Annotated in this window: 13 protein-coding genes and 1 tRNA gene; 11 read left to right on the top strand and 3 right to left on the bottom strand. The window is 70.9% G+C overall.

The annotated features are described in order from the left end of the window. Nucleotides 1–481 precede the first annotated feature (481 nt). Nucleotides 482–3205, bottom strand: a complete 2724-nt coding sequence (gene polA, locus IO29_RS27225) for a DNA polymerase I (RefSeq protein ID WP_030382378.1) — start codon at nt 3203–3205, stop codon at nt 482–484. A 265-nt stretch (nt 3206–3470) separates the two neighbouring features. Here polA and IO29_RS27220 point away from each other — a divergent pair, with 265 nt between their 5' ends. From IO29_RS27220 to IO29_RS27190, 7 genes are all read left to right on the top strand, one after another. Beyond that, the gene (locus tag IO29_RS27220; protein ID WP_030382377.1) at nt 3471–5750 is read left to right on the top strand and encodes an FdhF/YdeP family oxidoreductase; all 2280 of its coding nucleotides are present in this window, start codon (nt 3471–3473) and stop codon (nt 5748–5750) included. Nucleotides 5751–5841: 91 nt separating this feature from the next. Continuing rightward, nucleotides 5842–6330 (top strand): PaaI family thioesterase, encoded by a 489-nt coding sequence (locus tag IO29_RS27215; protein ID WP_030382376.1) that lies wholly within the window; start codon nt 5842–5844, stop codon nt 6328–6330. 705 nt (nt 6331–7035) lie between these two features. Next, nucleotides 7036–8259, top strand: a complete 1224-nt coding sequence (locus IO29_RS27210; protein WP_030382375.1) for a branched-chain amino acid ABC transporter substrate-binding protein — start codon at nt 7036–7038, stop codon at nt 8257–8259. Nucleotides 8260–8380: 121 nt separating this feature from the next. Beyond that, complete coding sequence (locus IO29_RS27205; protein WP_030382374.1) at nt 8381–9310, top strand: branched-chain amino acid ABC transporter permease; 930 nt, start codon at nt 8381–8383, stop codon at nt 9308–9310. 4 nt (nt 9311–9314) lie between these two features. Next, on the top strand, nt 9315–11123 hold the full coding sequence (locus IO29_RS27200) for a branched-chain amino acid ABC transporter permease (protein WP_030382373.1): 1809 nt from the start codon (nt 9315–9317) through the stop codon (nt 11121–11123). 5 nt (nt 11124–11128) lie between these two features. Beyond that, nucleotides 11129–12013 (top strand): ABC transporter ATP-binding protein, encoded by an 885-nt coding sequence (locus IO29_RS27195; protein ID WP_033225407.1) that lies wholly within the window; start codon nt 11129–11131, stop codon nt 12011–12013. After that, nucleotides 12010–12726: an ABC transporter ATP-binding protein gene (locus IO29_RS27190; RefSeq protein WP_030382371.1), complete on the top strand. Its 717-nt coding sequence runs from the start codon at nt 12010–12012 to the stop codon at nt 12724–12726. The genes IO29_RS27195 and IO29_RS27190 overlap by 4 nt, the downstream gene beginning before the upstream one ends. Before the next feature lie 98 nt (nt 12727–12824). On the opposite strand, the gene IO29_RS27185 is transcribed toward IO29_RS27190, so the two are convergent. Continuing rightward, on the bottom strand, nt 12825–13481 hold the full coding sequence (locus tag IO29_RS27185) for an ANTAR domain-containing response regulator (RefSeq protein WP_030382370.1): 657 nt from the start codon (nt 13479–13481) through the stop codon (nt 12825–12827). A 92-nt stretch (nt 13482–13573) separates the two neighbouring features. Here IO29_RS27185 and IO29_RS27180 point away from each other — a divergent pair. The 3 genes from IO29_RS27180 (at nt 13574) to IO29_RS27170 (ending at nt 16642) form a co-directional block, all read left to right on the top strand. After that, nucleotides 13574–13656 (top strand) — tRNA-Leu (locus tag IO29_RS27180). A 218-nt stretch (nt 13657–13874) separates the two neighbouring features. Further along, nucleotides 13875–15230, top strand: a complete 1356-nt coding sequence (locus IO29_RS27175; protein ID WP_030382369.1) for a pyridoxal phosphate-dependent decarboxylase family protein — start codon at nt 13875–13877, stop codon at nt 15228–15230. After that, nucleotides 15230–16642 (top strand): lysine N(6)-hydroxylase/L-ornithine N(5)-oxygenase family protein, encoded by a 1413-nt coding sequence (locus IO29_RS27170; RefSeq protein ID WP_030382368.1) that lies wholly within the window; start codon nt 15230–15232, stop codon nt 16640–16642. Before IO29_RS27175 ends, IO29_RS27170 begins: the two co-directional genes overlap by 1 nt. Before the next feature lie 13 nt (nt 16643–16655). Here IO29_RS27170 and IO29_RS27165 read toward each other — a convergent pair whose 3' ends face one another. Beyond that, entirely contained in the window at nt 16656–18455 is a 1800-nt protein-coding gene (locus IO29_RS27165; protein ID WP_030382367.1) for a bifunctional metallophosphatase/5'-nucleotidase, read from the bottom strand. Between the two features lie 257 nt (nt 18456–18712). On the opposite strand from IO29_RS27165, the gene pyk reads away from it, so the two are divergent. After that, nucleotides 18713–19876, top strand: coding sequence for a pyruvate kinase (gene pyk / locus IO29_RS27160; RefSeq protein ID WP_030382366.1), 1164 nt, complete (start codon nt 18713–18715; stop codon nt 19874–19876). Nucleotides 19877–19882 lie beyond the last annotated feature (6 nt).

Below are 19882 nucleotides of genomic sequence, written 5' to 3'. Positions count from 1 at the left end.
TTGTCGCGCAGTTCCCCGCGCCCCTCAAAAGCCTGGGGTGGCCCCGTGTGGGTCGCGCACCCGCGGCGAAGCCGCGCGAAGACACAGCCCCGCGCACCTTAAAAGCCTGGGGTGGCCCCGTGTGGGTCGCGCACCCGCGGCGAAGCCGCGCGAAGACACAGCCCCGCGCCCCTAAAAGCCCGGCGCGACCCCGCATGGGGCGCCCACCCCCGGCGGAGCCGCGCTGTGGCACAGCCCCGCGCCCCTTAAAAGCCTGCGGTGGCCCCGTGTGGGTCGCGCACCCGCGGCGGAGCCGCACATTGACACAGCCCCATGCCCCTTAACAGCCCGGGGTGACCCCGCGTGGGTCGCCCACCCCGGGCGGAGCCGCGCAACGACACAGCCCCGCGCACCTCAAAAGCCCGGCGCGACCCCGCACGGGTCGCCCACCCCCGGCGGGGCCGCAGGACGGCGCCGCTCTGTGGGGTGGGGGCGGGTCAGGTTAGTGGGCCGCTGATTCCCAGTTGGGGCCGGAGCCCACCGAGACGTCCAGGGGGGCCTTGAGGTGGACCGCTGTGGTCATTTCCTGGCGGATCAGGGCTTCGACCTCATCGCGTTCGCCGGGGGCGATGTCGAGGACGATTTCGTCGTGGACCTGGAGCAGCATGCGGGAGGTGAGGCCGGCCGCGCGCAGCGCCTTGTCGACCTTGAGCATGGCGATCTTGACGATGTCCGCCGCCGTGCCCTGGATCGGGGCGTTGAGCGCCATGCGCTCGGCGGCCTCGCGGCGCTGGCGGTTGTCGCTGTTGAGGTCGGGCAGATAGCGGCGGCGGCCGAAGAGCGTGGCCGTGTAGCCCGTCGCCCGGGCCTCGTCCACCACGCGGCGCAGATAGTCCCGTACGCCGCCGAACCGTTCGAAGTAGGCCTCCATCAGGGCGCGTGCCTCGCCGGCGTCGATGTTGAGCTGCTGGGAGAGGCCGAAGGCCGACAGTCCGTACGCCAGGCCGTACGACATCGCCTTGATCTTGCGGCGCATCTCCGCGTCCACCGCGGAGCGTTCCACGCCGAAGACCTGGGAGGCGGCGGTGGTGTGCAGGTCCTCGCCGGAGGTGAACGCCTCGATGAGGCCGGCGTCCTCGGAGAGGTGGGCCATCACGCGCAGTTCGATCTGGCTGTAGTCGGCCGTCATCAGCGACTCGTAGCCCTCGCCGACGACGAAGCCGCGGCGGATGGCGCGGCCCTCGTCCGTGCGGACGGGGATGTTCTGAAGGTTGGGGTCGGTGGAGGAGAGCCGTCCGGTGGCGGCGACGGTCTGGTTGAACGTGGTGTGGATGCGGCCGTCCGCGGCGATCGTCTTGATCAGTCCCTCGACGGTGACGCGGAGCTTGGCCTGCTCACGGTGGCGGAGCATGATCACCGGGAGTTCGTTCTCGGTCTGGGCGGCGAGCCAGGCCAGGGCGTCGGCGTCCGTGGTGTAGCCGGTCTTGGTCTTCTTCGTCTTCGGCAGGCCCAGTTCGCCGAAGAGGACCTCCTGGAGCTGCTTGGGCGAGCCGAGGTTGAACTCGTGGCCCGCCGCCGCGTGCGCCTCCTTCACCGCCTGCTGGACGGCGCCCGCGAACATCTGCTCCATGGACTCCAGATGCGCCCGGTCGGCGGCGATGCCGTGCCGCTCCATGCGGGCGAGCAGCGCGGAGGTCGGCAGCTCCATGTCGCGCAGCAGATCGGCCGCGCCGACCTCCTCCAGTCTGCCGGTGAACGCCTCGCCGAGGTCGAGGATGGCGCGGGCCTGCACCATCAGCGCGTCCGCCTCTGCCTCCTCGTCGGCGCCGAAGGCGAGCTGGCCGTCGGCGGCGGCCGGGGGCGCCAGCTCGCGGCCGAGGTACTCCAGGGTCAGCGCGTCCAGGTCGAAGGAGCGGCGGCCGGGCTTGACCAGGTAGGCGGCGAGGGCGGTGTCCATCGTGACGCCCTCGATCGTCCAGCCGTGCTCCGCGAAGACGCGCATCGCGCCCTTGGCGTTGTGCAGCACCTTGGGACGCTCGGCGTCGGCGAGCCAGGCCGCGAACGCCTGCTCGTCGGCCTCGTCGATCGCGGTGGGGTCGAACCAGGCGGCGGCACCGGTGGCCGTGGCGAGTGCCACCTCGGCGACCGAGCCGGTGCCCAGCGCCCAGGTGTCGACCGTGGCCAGGCCGAGCGGCACCGTGCCGTGCTCGGCGAGCCAGGGCTTCAGCTCGCCCGCGCCGAGCACCGCGCCGTCCACCGCGACACCGGCGGCGACCGGCGTGGCCTCGGCCTGCTCGGCGCCGGGATCGACGGCGAAGAGCCGCTCGCGCAGGGAGGGATTGCGGATCTCCAGGGTGTCCAGGAGCATCGTGACCGCCTTGCGGTCGTAGGCGACCCGCTCCAGGTCGGCGACCGTCTTCTCCAGCTCGACCTGGCGCTCCAGTTCGGTGAGCCGGCGGTTCAGCTTGACCGACTCCAGGTGGTCGCGCAGGTTCTGCCCGGCCTTGCCCTTGACCTCCTCGACGCGCTCGACGAGTTCCGCGAACGAGCCGAACTGGTTGATCCACTTCGCGGCCGTCTTCTCGCCGACGCCCGGGATGCCGGGCAGGTTGTCGGACGGGTCGCCGCGCAGCGCCGCGAAGTCGGGGTACTGGGCGGGCGTCAGCCCGTACTTCTCGACGACCTTCTCGGGGGTGAACCGGGTCAGCTCCGAGACGCCCTTGGTGGGGTACAGCACCGTGATGTGGTCGCTGACGAGCTGGAAGGAGTCGCGGTCGCCCGTGACGATCAGCACGTCGAAGCCGGCGGCCTCGGCCTGGGTGGCGAGGGTGGCGATGATGTCGTCGGCCTCGAACCCCTCGACGGCGAAGCGGTCCGCGTGCATCGCGTCCAGCAGTTCGCCGATGAGCTGGACCTGGCCCTTGAACTCGTCGGGGGTCTTGGAGCGGTTCGCCTTGTATTCGGTGAACTCCTCCGAGCGCCAGGTCTTGCGGGAGACGTCGAACGCCACCGCGAAGTGTGTGGGCGCCTCGTCGCGCAGCGTGTTCGCCAGCATCGACGCGAAGCCGTAGATGGCGTTCGTCGGCTGGCCCGTCGCGGTGGTGAAGTTCTCCGCGGGGAGCGCGAAGAACGCGCGGTAGGCCAGCGAGTGCCCGTCCATGAGCATCAGCCGTGGACGGTCGCCGCCGGGGGTCGTGTCGGTCTTCTTCGATGCTGTCTCTGCCACGTCCCCGATCCTGCCACGCCCCACTGACAGCCGGGCCCCACCGGCCCCCGCGCCGCCCGGCCGCCACCGGAAACCGCCTGGTCCGCCACCGGAAACCGCCCGGGCCGCGGCCCGGGAACCCGCCCGGCCGGAGGAGCGAACACCCCGACCACCCCTCCCCCACCCGGCGAACATCGCTCCCGTCGACCGGGGGCGGCGTTGTCGGTGCCCCGTGCGAGGATCGGAGACGGCAGGTCACACCCGCGGGCGCAAGGGAGAGCGTGCGATGGCAACGAAGCCGCCGAAGGCCGATCCGGTGCAGGACGCCCCGCAGGTCACCGGGGCGCAGCACGCGGCGGCCGGCCTCCCGGCCGTCCGGCACAGCCTCGTCATGGCCCAGCAGCAGATGGGCGTGCGGCGCACGGCGCTGACGCTGCTGCGCGTCAACCAGAAGGACGGCTTCGACTGCCCCGGCTGCGCCTGGCCCGAGGGCGATCACCGGCACACCGCCGAGTTCTGCGAGAACGGTGCCAAGGCGGTGGCCGAGGAGGCCACCCTGCGCCGGGTCACCCCGGAGTTCTTCCGCGAGCACTCCGTCGCCGATCTGGCCGGGCGCAGCGGCTACTGGCTGGGCCAGCAGGGCCGGCTCACCCATCCCATGTATCTGCCGGAGGGCGCCGACCACTACGAGCCGATCGGCTGGGACCGCGCCTTCGACATCGTCGCCGAGGAACTGACCGCGCTCTCCTCCCCCGACGAGGCGGTCTTCTACACCTCGGGCCGCACCAGCAACGAGGCGGCGTTCCTCTACCAGCTCTTCGCCCGCGAGCTGGGCACCAACAACCTGCCCGACTGCTCCAACATGTGCCACGAGTCCTCGGGTTCGGCCCTGTCGGAGACGATCGGCGTCGGCAAGGGCAGCGTCCTCCTGGAGGATCTGCACCAGGCCGATCTGATCATCGTGGCCGGGCAGAACCCGGGCACCAACCACCCGCGGATGCTCTCCGCGCTGGAGAGGGCGAAGGCGGGCGGCGCGCGGATCATCAGCGTCAACCCGCTGCCCGAGGCGGGCCTGGAGCGGTTCAAGAACCCCCAGACGCCGCAGGGCATGGTCAGGGGTGCCGCGCTCACGGACCTGTTCCTTCAGATCCGGCTCGGCGGCGACCAGGCCCTGTTCCGGCTTCTCAACAAGCTGATCCTCGAGACGGACGGCGCGGTCGACGAGGAGTTCGTCGCCGCCCACACTCACGGTTTCGAGGAGTTCGCCGAGGCGGCCCGGGCCGCCGACTGGGCGGAGACGCTCACGGCGACCGGTCTCACCCGGGAGGACATCGACCGCGCCCTCGGAATGGTGCTCGCCTCGAAGCGCACCATCGTGTGCTGGGCGATGGGTCTGACCCAGCACAAGCACTCGGTGCCCACGATCCGCGAGGTCGTCAACTTCCTGCTGCTGCGCGGCAACATCGGGCGTCCCGGCGCGGGCGTGTGCCCGGTGCGCGGCCACTCCAATGTGCAGGGCGACCGCACGATGGGCATCTTCGAGCGGCCCGCCCCCGCCTTCCTGGACGCCCTGGAGAAGGAGTTCGGCTTCGCCCCGCCCCGGAAGCACGGCTACGACGTCGTCCGGGCCATCCGCGCCCTGCGCGACGGCGAGGCGAAGGTCTTCTTCGCGATGGGCGGCAACTTCGTCTCCGCCTCGCCCGACACCGAGGTCACCGAGGCCGCCATGCGCCGCGCCCGGCTCACGGTGCACGTGTCGACGAAGCTCAACCGCTCCCACACGGTGACCGGCGCCCGCGCGCTGATCCTGCCCACCCTCGGCCGCACGGAGCGGGACGTGCGGGGCGGCGGCGAGCAGTTCGTGACCGTGGAGGACTCCATGGGCATGGTGCACGCCTCCCGGGGCCGGCTGAAGCCCGCCGGTCCGCAGCTGCTGTCCGAGCCGGCCATCGTGTGCCGGCTGGCGCGGCGGGTGCTCGGCCAGGACAGCAAGGTGCCGTGGGAGGAGTTCGCGCGGGACTACGCCACGATCCGTGACCGCATCGCCCGCGTCGTCCCCGGCTTCGAGGACTTCAACGCGCGCGTGGCCCGCCCCGGCGGCTTCGCCCTCCCGCACGCCCCGCGCGACGAGCGGCGCTTCCCCACCGCCACCGGCAAGGCCAACTTCACCGCGGCCCCGGTGGAGTACCCGGAGCTGCCCGAGGGCCGGCTGCTGTTGCAGACGCTGCGCTCGCACGATCAGTACAACACCACGATCTACGGCCTGGACGACCGCTACCGGGGCATCCGGAACGGCCGCCGGGTGGTGCTGGTCAACGCCGAGGACGCGCGTGCCCTGGGGGTGGCCGACGGCACCTACGTCGATCTGGTGAGCGAGTGGCGGGACGGCGTGGAGCGGCGGGCGCCCGGCTTCCGCGTCGTGCACTACCCGACCGCCCGGGGCTGCGCGGCGGCGTACTACCCGGAGACCAATGTGCTGGTCCCGCTGGACGCCACCGCCGACACCAGCAACACCCCCGCCAGCAAGTCCGTCGTGGTCCGCCTGGAACAATCGGCGACCGACTGAGCGTTCGCTCAGCGAAGCCGGCGGCGGCCCCGTCGCCGGCGGCCGGTCACGGACGGGGACCGTCCACGACGAACGAACGGAGCCAGGGCCCATGGGTGAACAGCAGAACGTGACCTTCCCGCAGGAGGTCGTCGACGAGTACGCCGCGCTCGGCGTGGATCTGGTGGCGCTGTTCTCGGCGGGGCACCTGGGCACCCGGATGGGCGTGCAGATCACCGAGGCGTCCGCGGACCGGGTCGTCGGCACGATGCCGGTCGAGGGCAACACCCAGCCGTACGGGCTGCTGCACGGCGGCGCCTCCGCCGTCCTGGCCGAGACTCTCGGCTCCGTGGGTGCGATGCTGCACGGCGGCAGCAAGAAGCTCGCGGTCGGCGTCGACCTGAACTGCACCCACCACCGCGGCGCCCGGTCGGGCCTGGTCACCGGTGTGGCGACCCCGCTACACCGGGGCCGCTCCACGGCGACGTACGACGTGGTGATCAGCGACGAGGAGGGTCGGCGGGTGTGCAGCGCCCGGCTGACCTGCATGCTGCGGGACGTCACCCCCGGCACCGCGCCGGACGCCCCGGCCGGAGCCTGAAACACCGGGAGGCCCCGCCACGGCCTGAAGCACCGGGCCGCCCCCGCCACGGCCTGAAGCACCGGGACACCCCGACGAACGCCTGAAGCGCCAGGCCGCCCCGGCTAACGCCTGAAGCGCCGGGACACCCGGCGAACGCTCGAAACACCAGCCCGGACCCCCCTCGTGCCGGAGTGCGTGGCACCGCGCTCCGGCACAGGCATGTCCGCGGGGCCCCCGCCACCCCGCGTCCGCCACCCCGCATCCGCGTATGGGACGACATACGCGACGTGCCGAAGAATGCCGGATTCCCTTTCCCGGGCGTAACGCTGCGTAATACACGGGTAATAAACACCCCCATATTCACCCGGAGCAGCACGGCGCACACCCCTTGCCCGAAACACCCGGAGCAACCTCTGGCAACGTTTCCCCGTCATCAGTAAAACCGCCGAGACTCCTGAACGAATCCGCTCCGTGCTGCGAGTTCTCAGCATGCGGACCGGACGAATGGGTCAGAATTCCGCCGTTCCGCCCAGTCGGTACCGCTCTGCATTACCTCGTGTCATAACAAGAGCGTCACAGCCTTGGCCAAGTCCTCCTCTGCGTTCCTCGCACACGCTTAGAGTCACCGCCAGTCACCGCGCAGCCGAAAAGCCACAACCGGCCGCCGTACGACTCGGCTGCTTCCACGGGGAAACAGCTGTGCCAGTGAAAGGACTTACGATCGTGCGCCCACGTTCGCTCATCGCCATCACCGCCGCCCTGGCGGCGGGAGCACTCACCCTCACCGCCTGCGGCTCTCGGGACGACAGCGGCGGCAGCGACGACAAGGGCGGCACCACCGTCGTCATCGGCGTCGACGCCCCGCTGACCGGCCAGAACTCCGCGACCGGCCTCGGCATCCAGTACGGCGTGCAGATCGCCGTCGACGACGCCAACAAGAACAAGACCGTCCCCGGCGTCACCTTCAAGGTGAAGGCCCTGGACGACAAGGCCATTCCCGCCACCGGCCAGCAGAACGCCACCGCGCTCGTCGCCGACGACGACGTCCTCGGTGTCGTCGGCCCCCTCAACTCCGGTGTGGCCACCCAGATGCAGCAGGTCTTCGCCACCGCCAACCTGGTGGAGATCTCGCCCTCCAACACCGCGCCCGAGCTGACCCAGGGCAAGGACTGGCAGACCAAGAAGGCGCGCCCGTACAAGACGTACTTCCGCACCGCGACCACCGACGCCCTCCAGGGCGGGTTCGCCGCGCAGTACGCGCACGACACGCTGAAGAAGAAGAAGGTCTACGTCGTCGACGACAAGCAGACCTACGGCGCCGGTCTCGCCAAGCTGTTCACCTCCAGCTTCACCAAGCTGGGCGGCAAGATCGCCGGCACCGACCACGTCAACACCGGTGACAAGGACTTCTCCACCCTCGTCACCAAGGTGAAGAACTCCAAGGCCGACATGCTGTACTACGGCGGCCAGTACGACGAGTCGCAGATCCTCACCAAGCAGCTCAAGGACGCCGGCGCCGACATCCCGCTGTTCGGCGGCGACGGCATGTTCTCCGACACGTACATCAAGACCGCGGGCAAGACCTCCGAGGGCGACCTCGCCACCTCCGTCGGCGTCCCCGTCGACACCCTGCCCGCCGCCAAGGAGTTCATCTCCGCCTACAAGGCCAAGAAGTACCCCGGTGACTACGGCACCTACGGCGGTTACTCCTACGACGCCGCCACGGCGATCATCAAGGCCGTCGGCGAGGTCGTGAAGGACGGCAAGGTTCCGGACGACGCCCGCCAGCAGATCGTCGACCAGGTCCAGAAGGTCAAGTTCGACGGCATCGCCGGTCCGGTCGCCTTCGACGAGTACGGCGACACGACCAACAAGCAGCTGACCGTGTACCAGGTCAAGGACGGCAAGTGGAAGGCCGTCAAGAGCGGCACCTACGACGCCGGCTGACCGCACCGCACCACCCCGGGCCGCGCGGCAGACCACCCGTCACCGCGCGGCCCCTTCCCTATGCCGGTCCGGCCGTCCCACCGGACCGGTCCACTCCCTCACTTCACACGGAGGCCGCGCGGTGAACACACTGCCGCAGCAGCTGGCCAACGGGCTGTTCCTCGGCTCGATGTACGGGCTGATCGCCATCGGCTACACGATGGTGTACGGCATCGTCCAGCTCATCAACTTCGCCCACGGCGAGATCTTCATGACCGGGGGCTTCGGTGCCCTCTCGGTCTACCTCTGGCTCCCCGGGAACACCAGCATGTGGCTGGCCCTCCCCCTCATGCTGGCCGGCGGAGCGGTCGTCGCCGTCCTCGTCGCCGTCGGAGCCGAACGCTTCGCCTACCGTCCGTTGCGCGGCGCACCACGCCTGGCCCCCCTGATCACCGCGATCGGCCTCTCCCTCGCCCTGCAACAGGCCGTCTTCAACTGGTACCCCGGCGCCAAGACCGACCGCGTCTTCCCGCAGCTGCCGTTCGGGCCGTACCACGTCGGCTCCGTGCGCATCCAGAGCGGCGACATCTTCCTCGTCGTCGCCGCCGTGCTGTGCATGACCGCCCTGGCCTTCTTCGTCCGTCTCTCGCGCACCGGCCGCGCCATGCAGGCCACCGCCCAGGACCCGGACACCGCCCAGCTCATGGGCATCGACACCAACCGCATCATCGTGATCGCCTTCGCCATCGGCGGCCTCTTCGCCGCGGTCGCGGGCGTCGCCTACGGCCTCAAGTACGGCTCCGTCAAGTACGACATGGGCTTCCAGGCCGGTCTCAAGGCCTTCACCGCCGCCGTCCTCGGCGGGATCGGCAACATCTACGGTGCCATGCTCGGCGGTCTCGTCCTCGGTGTCGCCGAGGCCATGGCCACCGCCTACATCGCGGACATCCCCGGCATGGAGCAGCTCGGCGGCCAGGGCTGGGCCTCCGTGTGGGCTTTCGTCCTCCTCATCCTCGTCCTCCTGCTGAGGCCACAGGGCCTGCTCGGGGAACGTGTCGCGGACAGGGCGTGATCCCATGACCCACACAACGACCCCGGAACCCACGACACCGGAACCCACCGTGTCGCCCGCGCCGCCCGCTCCCCGCGGGCTGATACCCCTGGCCCCCGGCGCCGGTCTCGCCCTCGTCCTGCTCGGCGGCGCCGGCACCATCGCCTCCGCCTTCCTGTCCTGGACCTGGACCAGCGAGTTCCCCGGCGATCTGACGGTCTACGGCTACCCCGCCGGTCTCCAGATCCTCGCCATCGTCGCCGGCGTGGTCACGCTCTTCTTCGGCGCCGCCCGCCTCGGTCTGCTCCGGCTCCCCGGCGCGGAGCGGATCGCCACGCCCTCGGCCCTCTTCTACGCCGCCCTGTCCGCGTTCGCCGTCTGCTGGTTCGCGGTCATCGCCATCGCGGTCGACCTCGGCGGCCTCGCCAACCTCGACCCCGGCGGCTACGTCGCGGCCGTCGCCAGTGCCCTCGCCGTCGTCGGCGCGCTCACCGCGCCGGCCGGGCCCGGCGGCATCCGCGCCTATCTGACCGCCCCCGACCCGGGCCGTTTCACCGTTCCGGCCAACCCCTGGGTGCGCCGGCTCGTGATCACCCTGGGCACCGCCGTGGCGCTGATCGCCTTCACCTACGGCATCGGCATCGACAGCGACGACAGCGAGACCTTCGTCGGCTTCGTGCTGCTCCTCGTCTTCGCCCTCTTCGCGTTCAACCGCTCGGGGCTGCTCGCCCACTACACGGAGATCAGCGCCCGCCACAAGGGCTTCGCGGTCGCCCTGGCCTTCCTGGCCGCGGTGATCTTCCCCTTCACCCAGAGCGACGACCACAACGCCAACCTCGGCGTCAACATCCTCACCTTCGGCACCGTCGCCCTCGGCCTCAACATCGTCGTCGGCCTCACCGGCCTCCTCGACCTCGGTTACGTCGCCTTCCTCGGCGTCGGCTCGTACACCGCGGCCCTGGTCTCCGGCAGTGAGTACAGCAGGTTCTCCGGCACCCAGTTCCCGTTCTGGGCCGCCGCCCTGACCGGCATGGCCGTCACGCTCGTCTTCGGCGTCCTCATCGGCGCCCCGACGCTCCGGCTGCGCGGCGACTACCTCGCCATCGTCACCCTCGGCTTCGGAGAGATCTTCCGTATCGCCGTCAACAACATGGACGGCAGCTCCGGGCCCAACATCACCAACGGCCCCAACGGCATCAGCCGCATCCCGGACCTGGAGATCTTCGGGTTCAACCTCGGCGACAGCCACGACGTCCTCGGCCGCAGCCTCGGCCGGTTCTCCAACTACTTCTTCCTGATGCTGCTGGTGACGGCCATCGTCGTCCTGGTCTTCACCCGGGCCGCCGACAGCCGTATCGGCCGCTCCTGGATCGCCATCCGCGAGGACGAGACCGCCGCGACCGCCATGGGCATCAACGGCTTCCGCGTCAAGCTCGTCGCCTTCGCCCTCGGCGCCTCGCTGGCCGGCCTGGCCGGCACGGTCGGCGCGCACGTCTCGTACAGCGTCAACCCGGCGCCGTACCAGTTCGCGGGCGCGGCGCCGCCCAACAGCGCGTTCCTGCTCGCCGCCGTCGTCCTCGGCGGTATGGGCACCGTCAACGGCCCGCTGCTCGGTGCCGCGCTGCTCTATCTGATCCCCGAGAAGCTCGGCTTCCTCCAGAACTACGAGCTCTTCGCGTTCGGCATCGCGCTCGTGCTGCTGATGCGCTTCCGTCCCGAGGGCGTCATCGCCAACCGGCGCCGCCAGCTCGAATTCCACGAGATCGACCAGCTCGACGTCCCCGAGAAGGGCCTTCCCGACTCCACCCTCGGCGTCACCAAGGCAGGGGCGTGACCACCATGACCACTCCCGCACTCAAGGCCCGCGACGTCACCATGCGGTTCGGCGGCCTCACCGCCGTACGGTCCGTCGACCTCACCGTCAACACGGGCGAGATCGTCGGCCTGATCGGGCCCAACGGAGCCGGAAAGACCACCTTCTTCAACTGCCTGACCGGTCTTTACGTGCCCACCGAAGGAACCGTCAGCTACCACGACAAGATCCTTCCGCCCAAACCCCATCTCGTCACCAAGGCCGGAATCGCCCGGACCTTCCAGAACATCCGGCTCTTCGCCAACATGACCGTCCTGGAAAACGTCCTCGTCGGCCGCCACACGCGCACCAAGGAAGGGCTCTGGTCCGCCCTGCTGCGCGGCCCCGGATTCCGGAAGGCCGAAAAGGCGAGCGAGGAACGGGCGCTGGAGCTGCTCGAATTCATCGGGCTGGCCCACAAACGCGATCATCTCGCCCGCAATCTTCCCTACGGCGAACAGCGCAAGCTCGAAATCGCCCGCGCCCTCGCCAGCGAGCCCGGTCTGCTCCTCCTCGACGAGCCCACGGCCGGAATGAACCCGCAGGAGACGCGGGCGACCGAGGAACTCGTCTTCGCCATCCGCGACAAGGGCATCGCCGTGCTCGTCATCGAGCACGACATGCGCTTCATCTTCAACCTCTGCGACCGCGTCGCCGTCCTCGTCCAGGGCGAGAAACTCGTCGAGGGCACCTCCGACGTCGTCCAGGCCGACGAGCGCGTCGTCGCCGCCTACCTCGGCGAGCCCTTCGAGGGCGCCCCCGGGGACGCCGAGGCGGCGGAGGTCCGCGCGGCCGAGGAGGACGCCGCGGGGAGCGCCGGCGAGGCCGACGCCGCGGAGAGCACCGGCACCACCAAGGGAGAAGCCCAGTGACCGCACTCCTGGAGGTCGAGGACCTCAAGGTCGCCTACGGCAAGATCGAAGCCGTCAAGGGCATCTCGTTCAGCGTCGAGAGCGGCCAGGTCGTCACCCTCATCGGCACCAACGGCGCCGGCAAGACGACCACCCTGCGCACCCTGTCCGGACTGCTCAAGCCCAGCTCCGGACGGATCGTGTTCGACGGCAAGCCGCTCACCGGCGTCCCCGCGCACAAGATCGTCTCGCTCGGGCTCGCCCACTCCCCCGAGGGCCGGCACATCTTCCCGCGCCTCTCCATCGCCGAGAACCTCCAGCTCGGCGCCTTCCTCCGCAAGGACAAGGAGGGCATCGAGAAGGACATCCAGCGTGCCTACGACCTCTTCCCCATCCTCGGGGAGCGGCGGAAGCAGGCCGCGGGCACCCTCTCCGGCGGTGAGCAGCAGATGCTCGCCATGGGCCGCGCCCTGATGTCCCAGCCGAAGCTGCTCATGCTCGACGAGCCCTCCATGGGCCTCTCGCCGATCATGATGCAGAAGATCATGGCGACCATCGCGGAGCTCAAGGCCCAGGGCACGACGATCCTCCTCGTCGAGCAGAACGCCCAGGCGGCGCTCTCGCTCGCCGACCAGGGGCACGTCATGGAGATCGGCAACATCGTCCTGTCCGGCTCCGGACAGGACCTCCTGCACGACGAGTCGGTCCGCAAGGCGTACCTCGGCGAGGACTGAGCCACCGAGACCGTGCACGACAGGGCCCGCACCCTCCGGGGGTGCGGGCCCTGTCGTGCGGTGGGGGGGCGGCGGGCCTCAGCCCTTCGCCTGCGTCCTCAGCCCTTCGCCGCCTTCTTCTCCTCGGCGTCCTGGATGACGGCCTCCGCGACCTGCTGCATCGACATCCGCCGGTCCATCGACGTCTTCTGGATCCACCGGAACGCGGCCGGTTCCGTCAGCCCGTACTCGGTCTGGAGCACGGACTTCGCCCTGTCCACCAGCTTGCGCGTCTCCAGGCGCTGCGAGAGGTCGGCGACCTCCTTCTCCAGCTCCTTCAGCTCCGTGAACCGCGAGACGGCCATCTCGATCGCCGGGACGACGTCGCTCTTGCTGAACGGCTTCACCAGGTACGCCATCGCCCCCGCGTCGCGCGCCCGCTCCACGAGGTCGCGCTGCGAGAACGCGGTGAGCATCAGCACCGGGGCGATGCGCTCCTCGGCGATCTTCTCGGCCGCCGAGATGCCGTCCAGCTTCGGCATCTTCACATCGAGGATGACGAGGTCGGGCCGGTGCTCCCGGGCCAGCTCGACGGCCCGCTCGCCGTCCCCGGCCTCGCCGACGACGCTGTAGCCCTCCTCCTCCAGCATCTCCTTGAGGTCGAGCCGGATGAGCGCCTCGTCCTCGGCGATGACCACGCGCGTCGTCAAGGGAGGCACGTGCGACTTGTCGTCATCGGCTGTGTCAGCGGACTGGGGCGACTCGGGCACGGTCACGGGGACTCCTCGGGGCCTGGCAGGTAGTGCTGCCTACGCAGCCTACCCAGGAGCACGGAGCGATGATGACCGGGTAGACTCACCGTGCGCCGGCCGGGTTGGTGGAACGGTATACACGGAGGTCTCAAACACCTCTGCCCGAGAGGGCTTGCGGGTTCGAGTCCCGCACCCGGTACACAGCGAGGCGGAGACTCACGGGAACGTGGGCCTCCGCCTTTTCCATGGCCGGCCCCTCGCCGTCCCACGGCGGGCTGTCGCACATCATCTTTGCTGTGCACCGTCACCTTCCGTCACGCTCGGTGCCCGTTCCGGCCCCGTTTCCCCACCCTGCGTGGTGTCGTTGGGGGGTGCGGGGCGCGGGTTTTCCGGCTCCGTGTGCCCGGAGGATGTCGTATGTGCACTTCAGCCCTGGCTTCCGGTCCGGGGGGCGCGGCCGTGGTGCGGTCGTTGGTCGACCGCGTGCTCGGTGCGCTCCAGGAGGGCGGCCGGGAGCGCGGCGGTCCGTTGCCCGCCGGCGGTCCGGGGGCGGTGGCGGCCCTGGTGCGGGACGTCATGGGCGAGGTACTGCCCGAGGAGGGTGACCCGGGCGCGCTGGACGACCTCGTACGGGTGCTCGCCGCGGGGGCCGCCGATCCGGCGGATCCGTCGTGCGCGGCGCATCTGCACTGTCCGCCGCTGGCCGTGGCCGTCGCCGCGGACCTGGCCGTGAGCGTACTGAACCCCTCGCTCGACTCCTGGGACCAGGCCCCGTCCGCCTCGGCCCTCGAGGCGCTGGTGACACGGGCGTTGGCGCGGGCGGCCGGGATGGCGGACGCGCTGGTGACGTCGGGCGGCACGGAGGCCAATCAGCTCGCGGTGCTGCTGGCCCGGGAGGCGTGCGGCCCGGACGTGCGGCTGGTGTGCGGGGCGAACGCGCACCATTCGCTCACCCGGGCGGCGTGGCTGTTCGGGCTCCCGGACCCGGTGGTGGTGCCCGCGCCGGACGGCGTGCTGGATCCCCTGGCGCTGGACGCGGTGCTGGCGCGGACGTCGGGCCCGCTGCTCGTCGCCGCCACGGCGGGGACGACGGACGCCGGGCTGATCGACCCGCTCCCGCAGGTCGCCGCGCTGTGCGCCCGGTACGGCGCACGGCTGCACGTGGACGCCGCGTACGGCGGCGGGCTGCTGTTCAGCGACCGCCACCACGGCCTGCTCGCGGGTCTCGACGCCGCCGACAGCGTGGCGCTGGATCTGCACAAGCTGGGCTGGCAGCCGGTGGCGGCGGGGCTGTTCGCGGTACGGGACGGCGGGGATCTGGCGGTGCTGGGGCAGCGGGCCGACTATCTGAGCGCCGCCGACGACGTCGAGGCGGGGCTGCCGGACCTGCTGGGGCGTTCGCTGCGCACGACCCGCCGTCCCGATGTGTTCAAGATGGCGGTGACCCTGCGCGCGCTGGGGCGTACGGGGCTGGGGGCGCTGGTGGACCGGGTGTGCGCGGGGGCGCGGGAGTTCGCCGGGCTGGTGGCCGCGCACCCCGGGTTCGAGCTGTACGGCCGGCCGGTGATCAGCACGGTGGTGTTCCGGCCCGCGGGGGCGGACGACGACCTCGTCGCCGAGGTGCGGCGGCGGCTGTTGCTCCAGGGACGGGCGGTGCTGGGCCGGGCGCGGCTCGGCGGCCGGCTGTGGTTCAAGGTCACTCTTCTCAATCCCCATGCCCGCACGGACGAGTGGGCGGGTCTGCTGCGCCTGGTGGAAGGACACCTCCGTTGATGACGTCCGCGTCCCCCCGTGATCTCGTCGGTGTCGGCATCGGGCCGGCCAATCTGTCGCTGGCGGCGCTCGCCCAGCCGCTGCCCGGTCTCGACGCGGTCTTCCTCGAACAGCGGCCGGGGTTCGACTGGCACCCGGGGCTGCTGATCGAGGGCGCCCGGCTCCAGGTGCCGTTCCTGGCCGACCTGGTGTCCCTCGTCGACCCGACGAGCCCGTGGTCCTTCCTGAACCATCTGCGGGCGCGCGAGCGGCTGTTCCCGTTCTACTTCTCGGAGCGGCCGCACATCCTGCGGGCGGAGTACGAGGGTTACTGCCGCTGGGTCGCCGAGCGGCTGCCCGCCCTGCGCTTCGGGCACCAGGTGGACGCCGTGCGGTGGAATCCGCGCAGTGAGCTGTTCGAGGTGGACTACAGCCAGGTGGACGCGGAGGGCGGGGTGGAGGCGCTGGGCCGAGCCCACACCCGCAACGTGGTCCTCGGGGTGGGCACCGAGCCGTATGTGCCGGAGGCGCTGCGGCCGCTGGTGGGGGCGCCGGAGGTGGCGGTGTGCCACGCCGCGGACTACCTGGCCCACCGGGAGCGGATGCTGACGGCGGGTCATGTGACCGTGGTGGGGGCGGGGCAGTCGGGGGCGGAGGTCTTCCTCGATCTGCTGCGGCACCGCCCGGCGGGCCGGGAGCGGCTGCACTGGCTGGCCCGGACGGAGGCGTTCGCGCCGATGGAGTACTCGAAGCTGGGGCTCGAGCACTTCACCCCGGACTACGCGGACTACTTCCACGCCCTGGACGAGCCCGTGCGGGACCGGCTGCTGCCCACGCAGTGGCAGTTGTACAAGGGCATCGACGCCGGGACGATCGCCGCGGTGCAGGAGGAGCTGTACCGCCGTACGGTGCCGGGCGGCTGGCCGGACGTCGTGCTGACCCCCGGGGTACGGGTGCGGACCGCCGGGTGGCTGTCGGGTTCCCGGGTCGAACTGCACCTGGAACACGGCCGGCAGGGGCTGCGGACGTGTCTGGCGACGGACGCGGTGGTGCTGGCGACGGGTTTCCGGGAGCGTCCGGTGGGGTCGCTGCTGCGGTCGCTGGACCCCTATCTCTGCCGGGACGCCGCCGGGCGTCCCCGTGTCGACGACAAGTACCGGCTGGTGCTCGCGCGGGAGATCGCCGCGACGGGCTGCGCGGTGTACGTGCAGAACGCGGAGTCGCACACCCACGGGGTGAGCGCGCCGGATCTGGGCATGACGGCGTGGCGCAGTGCGACGATCCTGAACGCGGTGACGGGCGCGGAGCCGTATCCGCTGCCGCGGCGGACGGCGTTCACGTCGTTCGGTCTGCGGGAGCGGGCGGCGCGCCGGGTCCCGTCCACGCGGGGCGGCGGCGCGGTGGCGCTGACGCCCCTCGTGGACGGGGTGTGACGTGTGACAGGGGTCAGAACACCGGGGTGCCGTCGCGGGTCAGCTTCCAGTCGACGGAGGCGAAGTCCTTGGGGTCGAGGACGCCCTTGGCGGTGACCCATTCGGCGATGCGGGTGCGGATCTCGGTCGACTCCGACCAGAGTTCCTTGGCGTTCGCGACATGCGGGAAGGCGCCGCCGCCGTTGGCGCGGTAGTTGTTGACGGCGAGGACGAACCGCGCCGAGTCGTCGAGCGGGCTGCCGTCGCGGGCGAGGTTCTTGATGCGGCTGCCGGCGGGCTGGGCGATGTCGATGTCGTAGGTGAGTCCGGAGACGTAGTCGTAGTTGTAGTCGGGGCGGTCGCCCGCGTTGGTGAGCGCGTCGACGTCGACGGGGGCGCCGGCCGCGGTCTGTACGTAGTACTCGGCGGAGTATTCGAGGTAGGCGCGGATCTGGGCGCCGGTGAGGAGCTTGGCGACGAGCGTGTTGTCGTAGACGTACAGGCTCGACAGACCGCGGATGGTGACGTCGCCGGCCGGGATCTCGGAGGTGCGGGAGAACGGCGACGCCTGGGCGAGGACGGGGAGTGCGGCGTACTCGGTGCCGGCGAGCGCGGCCTTGACGACGTCCTCCTGGACCTTGGTGATCAGGTCGATGATGGGGGCGTCCTTGTAGCGGGCGTCGACGGTGGTGAGGGTCTCGGTGGCGGTGCCGACGACCTGGTTGACGTAGGTGACGACGGCGGCGTGCTCGTCGGTGAGCAGCTTGGTGATGCGCGGGTCGTCCTCGACCTCGTTGGTGTTGCGCAGCGAGGCGCTCACCGAGGCGACCTCCCAGCGGCCCTTGCGCAGGGTCAGCTCGATGTCGAAGACGGTGAGGCGTTCGGCGAAGCAGAGGGGTTCGGAGAGGACGACGGTCTTCCCCGTCGTGTCGTTGGTGACCTTCAGCTCGGGGATCTCGACATGGGCGTGGCCGACGAGGATGGCGTCGATCCCGGGCACCTTCCTGGCGACGTCGGCCGCCGCGTTCTCCACGTAGGGCAGCTGGTCGCCCCAGGAGGACGTGCCGGAGGCGCCGGAGTGCGCGGAGACGATGACGACGTCGGCGCCCATGGAGCGCAGCTTGGGCACCCACTTGGCGGCCTGCTCCTCCAGCCCCGGGAAGGCGAGCCTGCCCTGGACGTAGGCCTTGTCCCAGATGGCGATGCCGGGGTTGGTGAGGCCGAGGACGGCCACCTTCGCGGGCGGGCCGCCGTGGACGCGGAACGTCTTGATGAGGTACGGCGGGAAGGCAGGCCTGAGGGTGGTGGCGTCGACGGCGTTGGCGCCGAGGAGGGGGAAGTCGAGCTGGGCCTCGAACTTCCGCAGGGTGTCGATGCCGTAGTTGAACTCGTGGTTGCCGAGGGCGGCGGCGTCGTAGCCGATGGTGTTCATGGCCCGGGCCATGGGGTGGACGGGGCCGCCCTTGGCGGTGATGGGGTCGACCTTGGCGTAGTAGTACGTGAGCGGGGTGCCCTGGATGGTGTCGCCGGCGTCGATGAGGAGGGTGTTGTGACGGCCCCTCTCCTCGCGGATCCGGTTGACGAGGGTGGAGATGCGGGCCAGGCCCAGGGAGTTGCCGGCGGTGTCGGTGTACGCGGCGTCCTTGTAGTAGTCCCAGTTGAAGAGGTGGCCGTGGAGGTCGGTGGTGCCCATGACGGTGAGGGTGTGGCGCCGTTCGGGCTTCTTGTGGGAGCCGGCGGCCTGGGCGGTGGTGGTGGCCGCCGTCGTGGTGAGGGTGGCGGCGGTGGTGGTGAGCGCGGCGTTCTCCAGGAACCGGCGGCGGTTCAGGGGCATGTGAGGAGGGCTCCTTGGGGTGGGGCGGGTCTGTTGGTGTGGTGACGCGCGTAGATTGTGGCCCGGGGGTGCGGGGGTGCGACAGGGGGTGGGGGTTGCGAGTTGGTGACCGGGGGTTGCCGCGGTGAGTTTTCCGCCCCTGCCGCCCCTGCCCTTCCCGTTCTCAAGGACCTCCGCCCCTTTGACCCGTACGGGGCTTCGCCCCGTTGCGCGGTTCCCCGCGCCCCTGCCGGGTGCGCTGCCATAAAGTCGGACATATGCGACGCGTCAAGATCGTTTGCACCTTGGGTCCTGCCACCGGCTCGTACGAGCGGATCAAAGCGCTGGTCGATGCCGGGATGGATGTGGCCCGGTTCGCGCTCGGGCACGGGGGGCGCGGGGAGCACGAGGAGCGGTATCGGTGGGTGCGGAAGGCCGCTGACGAGACCGGGCGCAGTGTGGGGGTGCTCGCCGATCTGCGGGGGCCCGTCAGCGGTCCCGGGCCCGTGCTGTCGCCCGCGGACGAGGCCGATCTCCGCTGGGCGCTGCGCACCGGTTTCGACGTGGTCGCCCTGTCGTTCGTCCGGAGCGGCCGTGACATCGAGGCCGTGCACCGGGTCATGGACGAGGAGGGCCGACGGCTCCCCGTCCTCGCCAAGGTGGAGAAGCCGCAGGCGGTCGCGGCGATCGAGGACGTCGTCGCCGCGTTCGACGGGATCATGGTCGCCCGCGGCGACCTGGGCGTCGAGATGCCGCTCGAACACGTGCCGATCGTCCAGAAGCGGGCGGTGCGGCTGGCGAGGCGCAACGCCAAGCCGGTCGTCGTCGCCACGCAGATGCTCGACTCGATGATCGAGCACACGCGGCCGACGCGCGCGGAGGTCAGCGACGTGGCGAACGCGGTGCTCGACGGCACGGACGCGGTGATGCTGTCGGGCGAGACGAGCGTGGGCAGGCACCCCGTGGAGACGGTCACGACGATGGCGCGGATCGTCGAGGCGGCGGAGGAGGATCTCCTCGCCGCGGGGCTCGCGCCGCTGACGGACCGGAACAAGCCGCGCACCCAGGGCGGCGCCGTCGCCCGGGCGGCGGCCGAGATCGGCGACTTCCTCGGGGCCGCGTTCCTGGTGGCGTTCACCCAGAGCGGTGACACGGTGCGCCGCCTCGCGCGCTACCGCTCGCCGATCCCGCTCCTCGCCTTCACCGCCGAGCAGGCGACCCGTTCCCGACTGAGCCTGACGTGGGGGGTGGAGACGTTCCTGGGCCCGGCCGCCGACACCACGGACGCGATGGTCGCGCAGGTCGACGAGCTGCTGCTGCGGTACGGGCGCTGCGCGCGCGGGGACCTCGTGGTCATCACCGCCGGTTCGCCGCCCGGGGTGCCGGGGACGACGAACATGGTGCGGGTGCACCACGTCGGTGCGGACGACCTCCCCGTGTAGTCCGTG

It is taken from the genome of Streptomyces sp. NRRL F-6676 (genome assembly GCF_000725625.1).
GTDB lineage: Bacteria > Actinomycetota > Actinomycetes > Streptomycetales > Streptomycetaceae > Streptomyces.
The sequence above is the reverse complement of the archived record's forward strand: the minus strand, read 5'-3'. Positions and strand labels throughout refer to the sequence as shown.

Bases quoted from the DNA above. Each gene is read 5' to 3' on its own strand.
- IO29_RS27170 (WP_030382368.1), top strand. From the start codon at position 15,230: ATGACGTCCGCGTCCCCCCGTGATCTCGTCGGTGTCGGCATCGGGCCG.
- IO29_RS27215 (WP_030382376.1), top strand. From the start codon at position 5,842: ATGGGTGAACAGCAGAACGTGACCTTCCCGCAGGAGGTCGTCGACGAG.
- IO29_RS27200 (WP_030382373.1), top strand. From the start codon at position 9,315: ATGACCCACACAACGACCCCGGAACCCACGACACCGGAACCCACCGTG.
- IO29_RS27175 (WP_030382369.1), top strand. From the start codon at position 13,875: ATGTGCACTTCAGCCCTGGCTTCCGGTCCGGGGGGCGCGGCCGTGGTG.
- IO29_RS27220 (WP_030382377.1), top strand. From the start codon at position 3,471: ATGGCAACGAAGCCGCCGAAGGCCGATCCGGTGCAGGACGCCCCGCAG.
- IO29_RS27195 (WP_033225407.1), top strand. From the start codon at position 11,129: ATGACCACTCCCGCACTCAAGGCCCGCGACGTCACCATGCGGTTCGGC.
- IO29_RS27165 (WP_030382367.1), bottom strand. From the start codon at position 18,455: ATGCCCCTGAACCGCCGCCGGTTCCTGGAGAACGCCGCGCTCACCACC.
- pyk (WP_030382366.1), top strand. From the start codon at position 18,713: ATGCGACGCGTCAAGATCGTTTGCACCTTGGGTCCTGCCACCGGCTCG.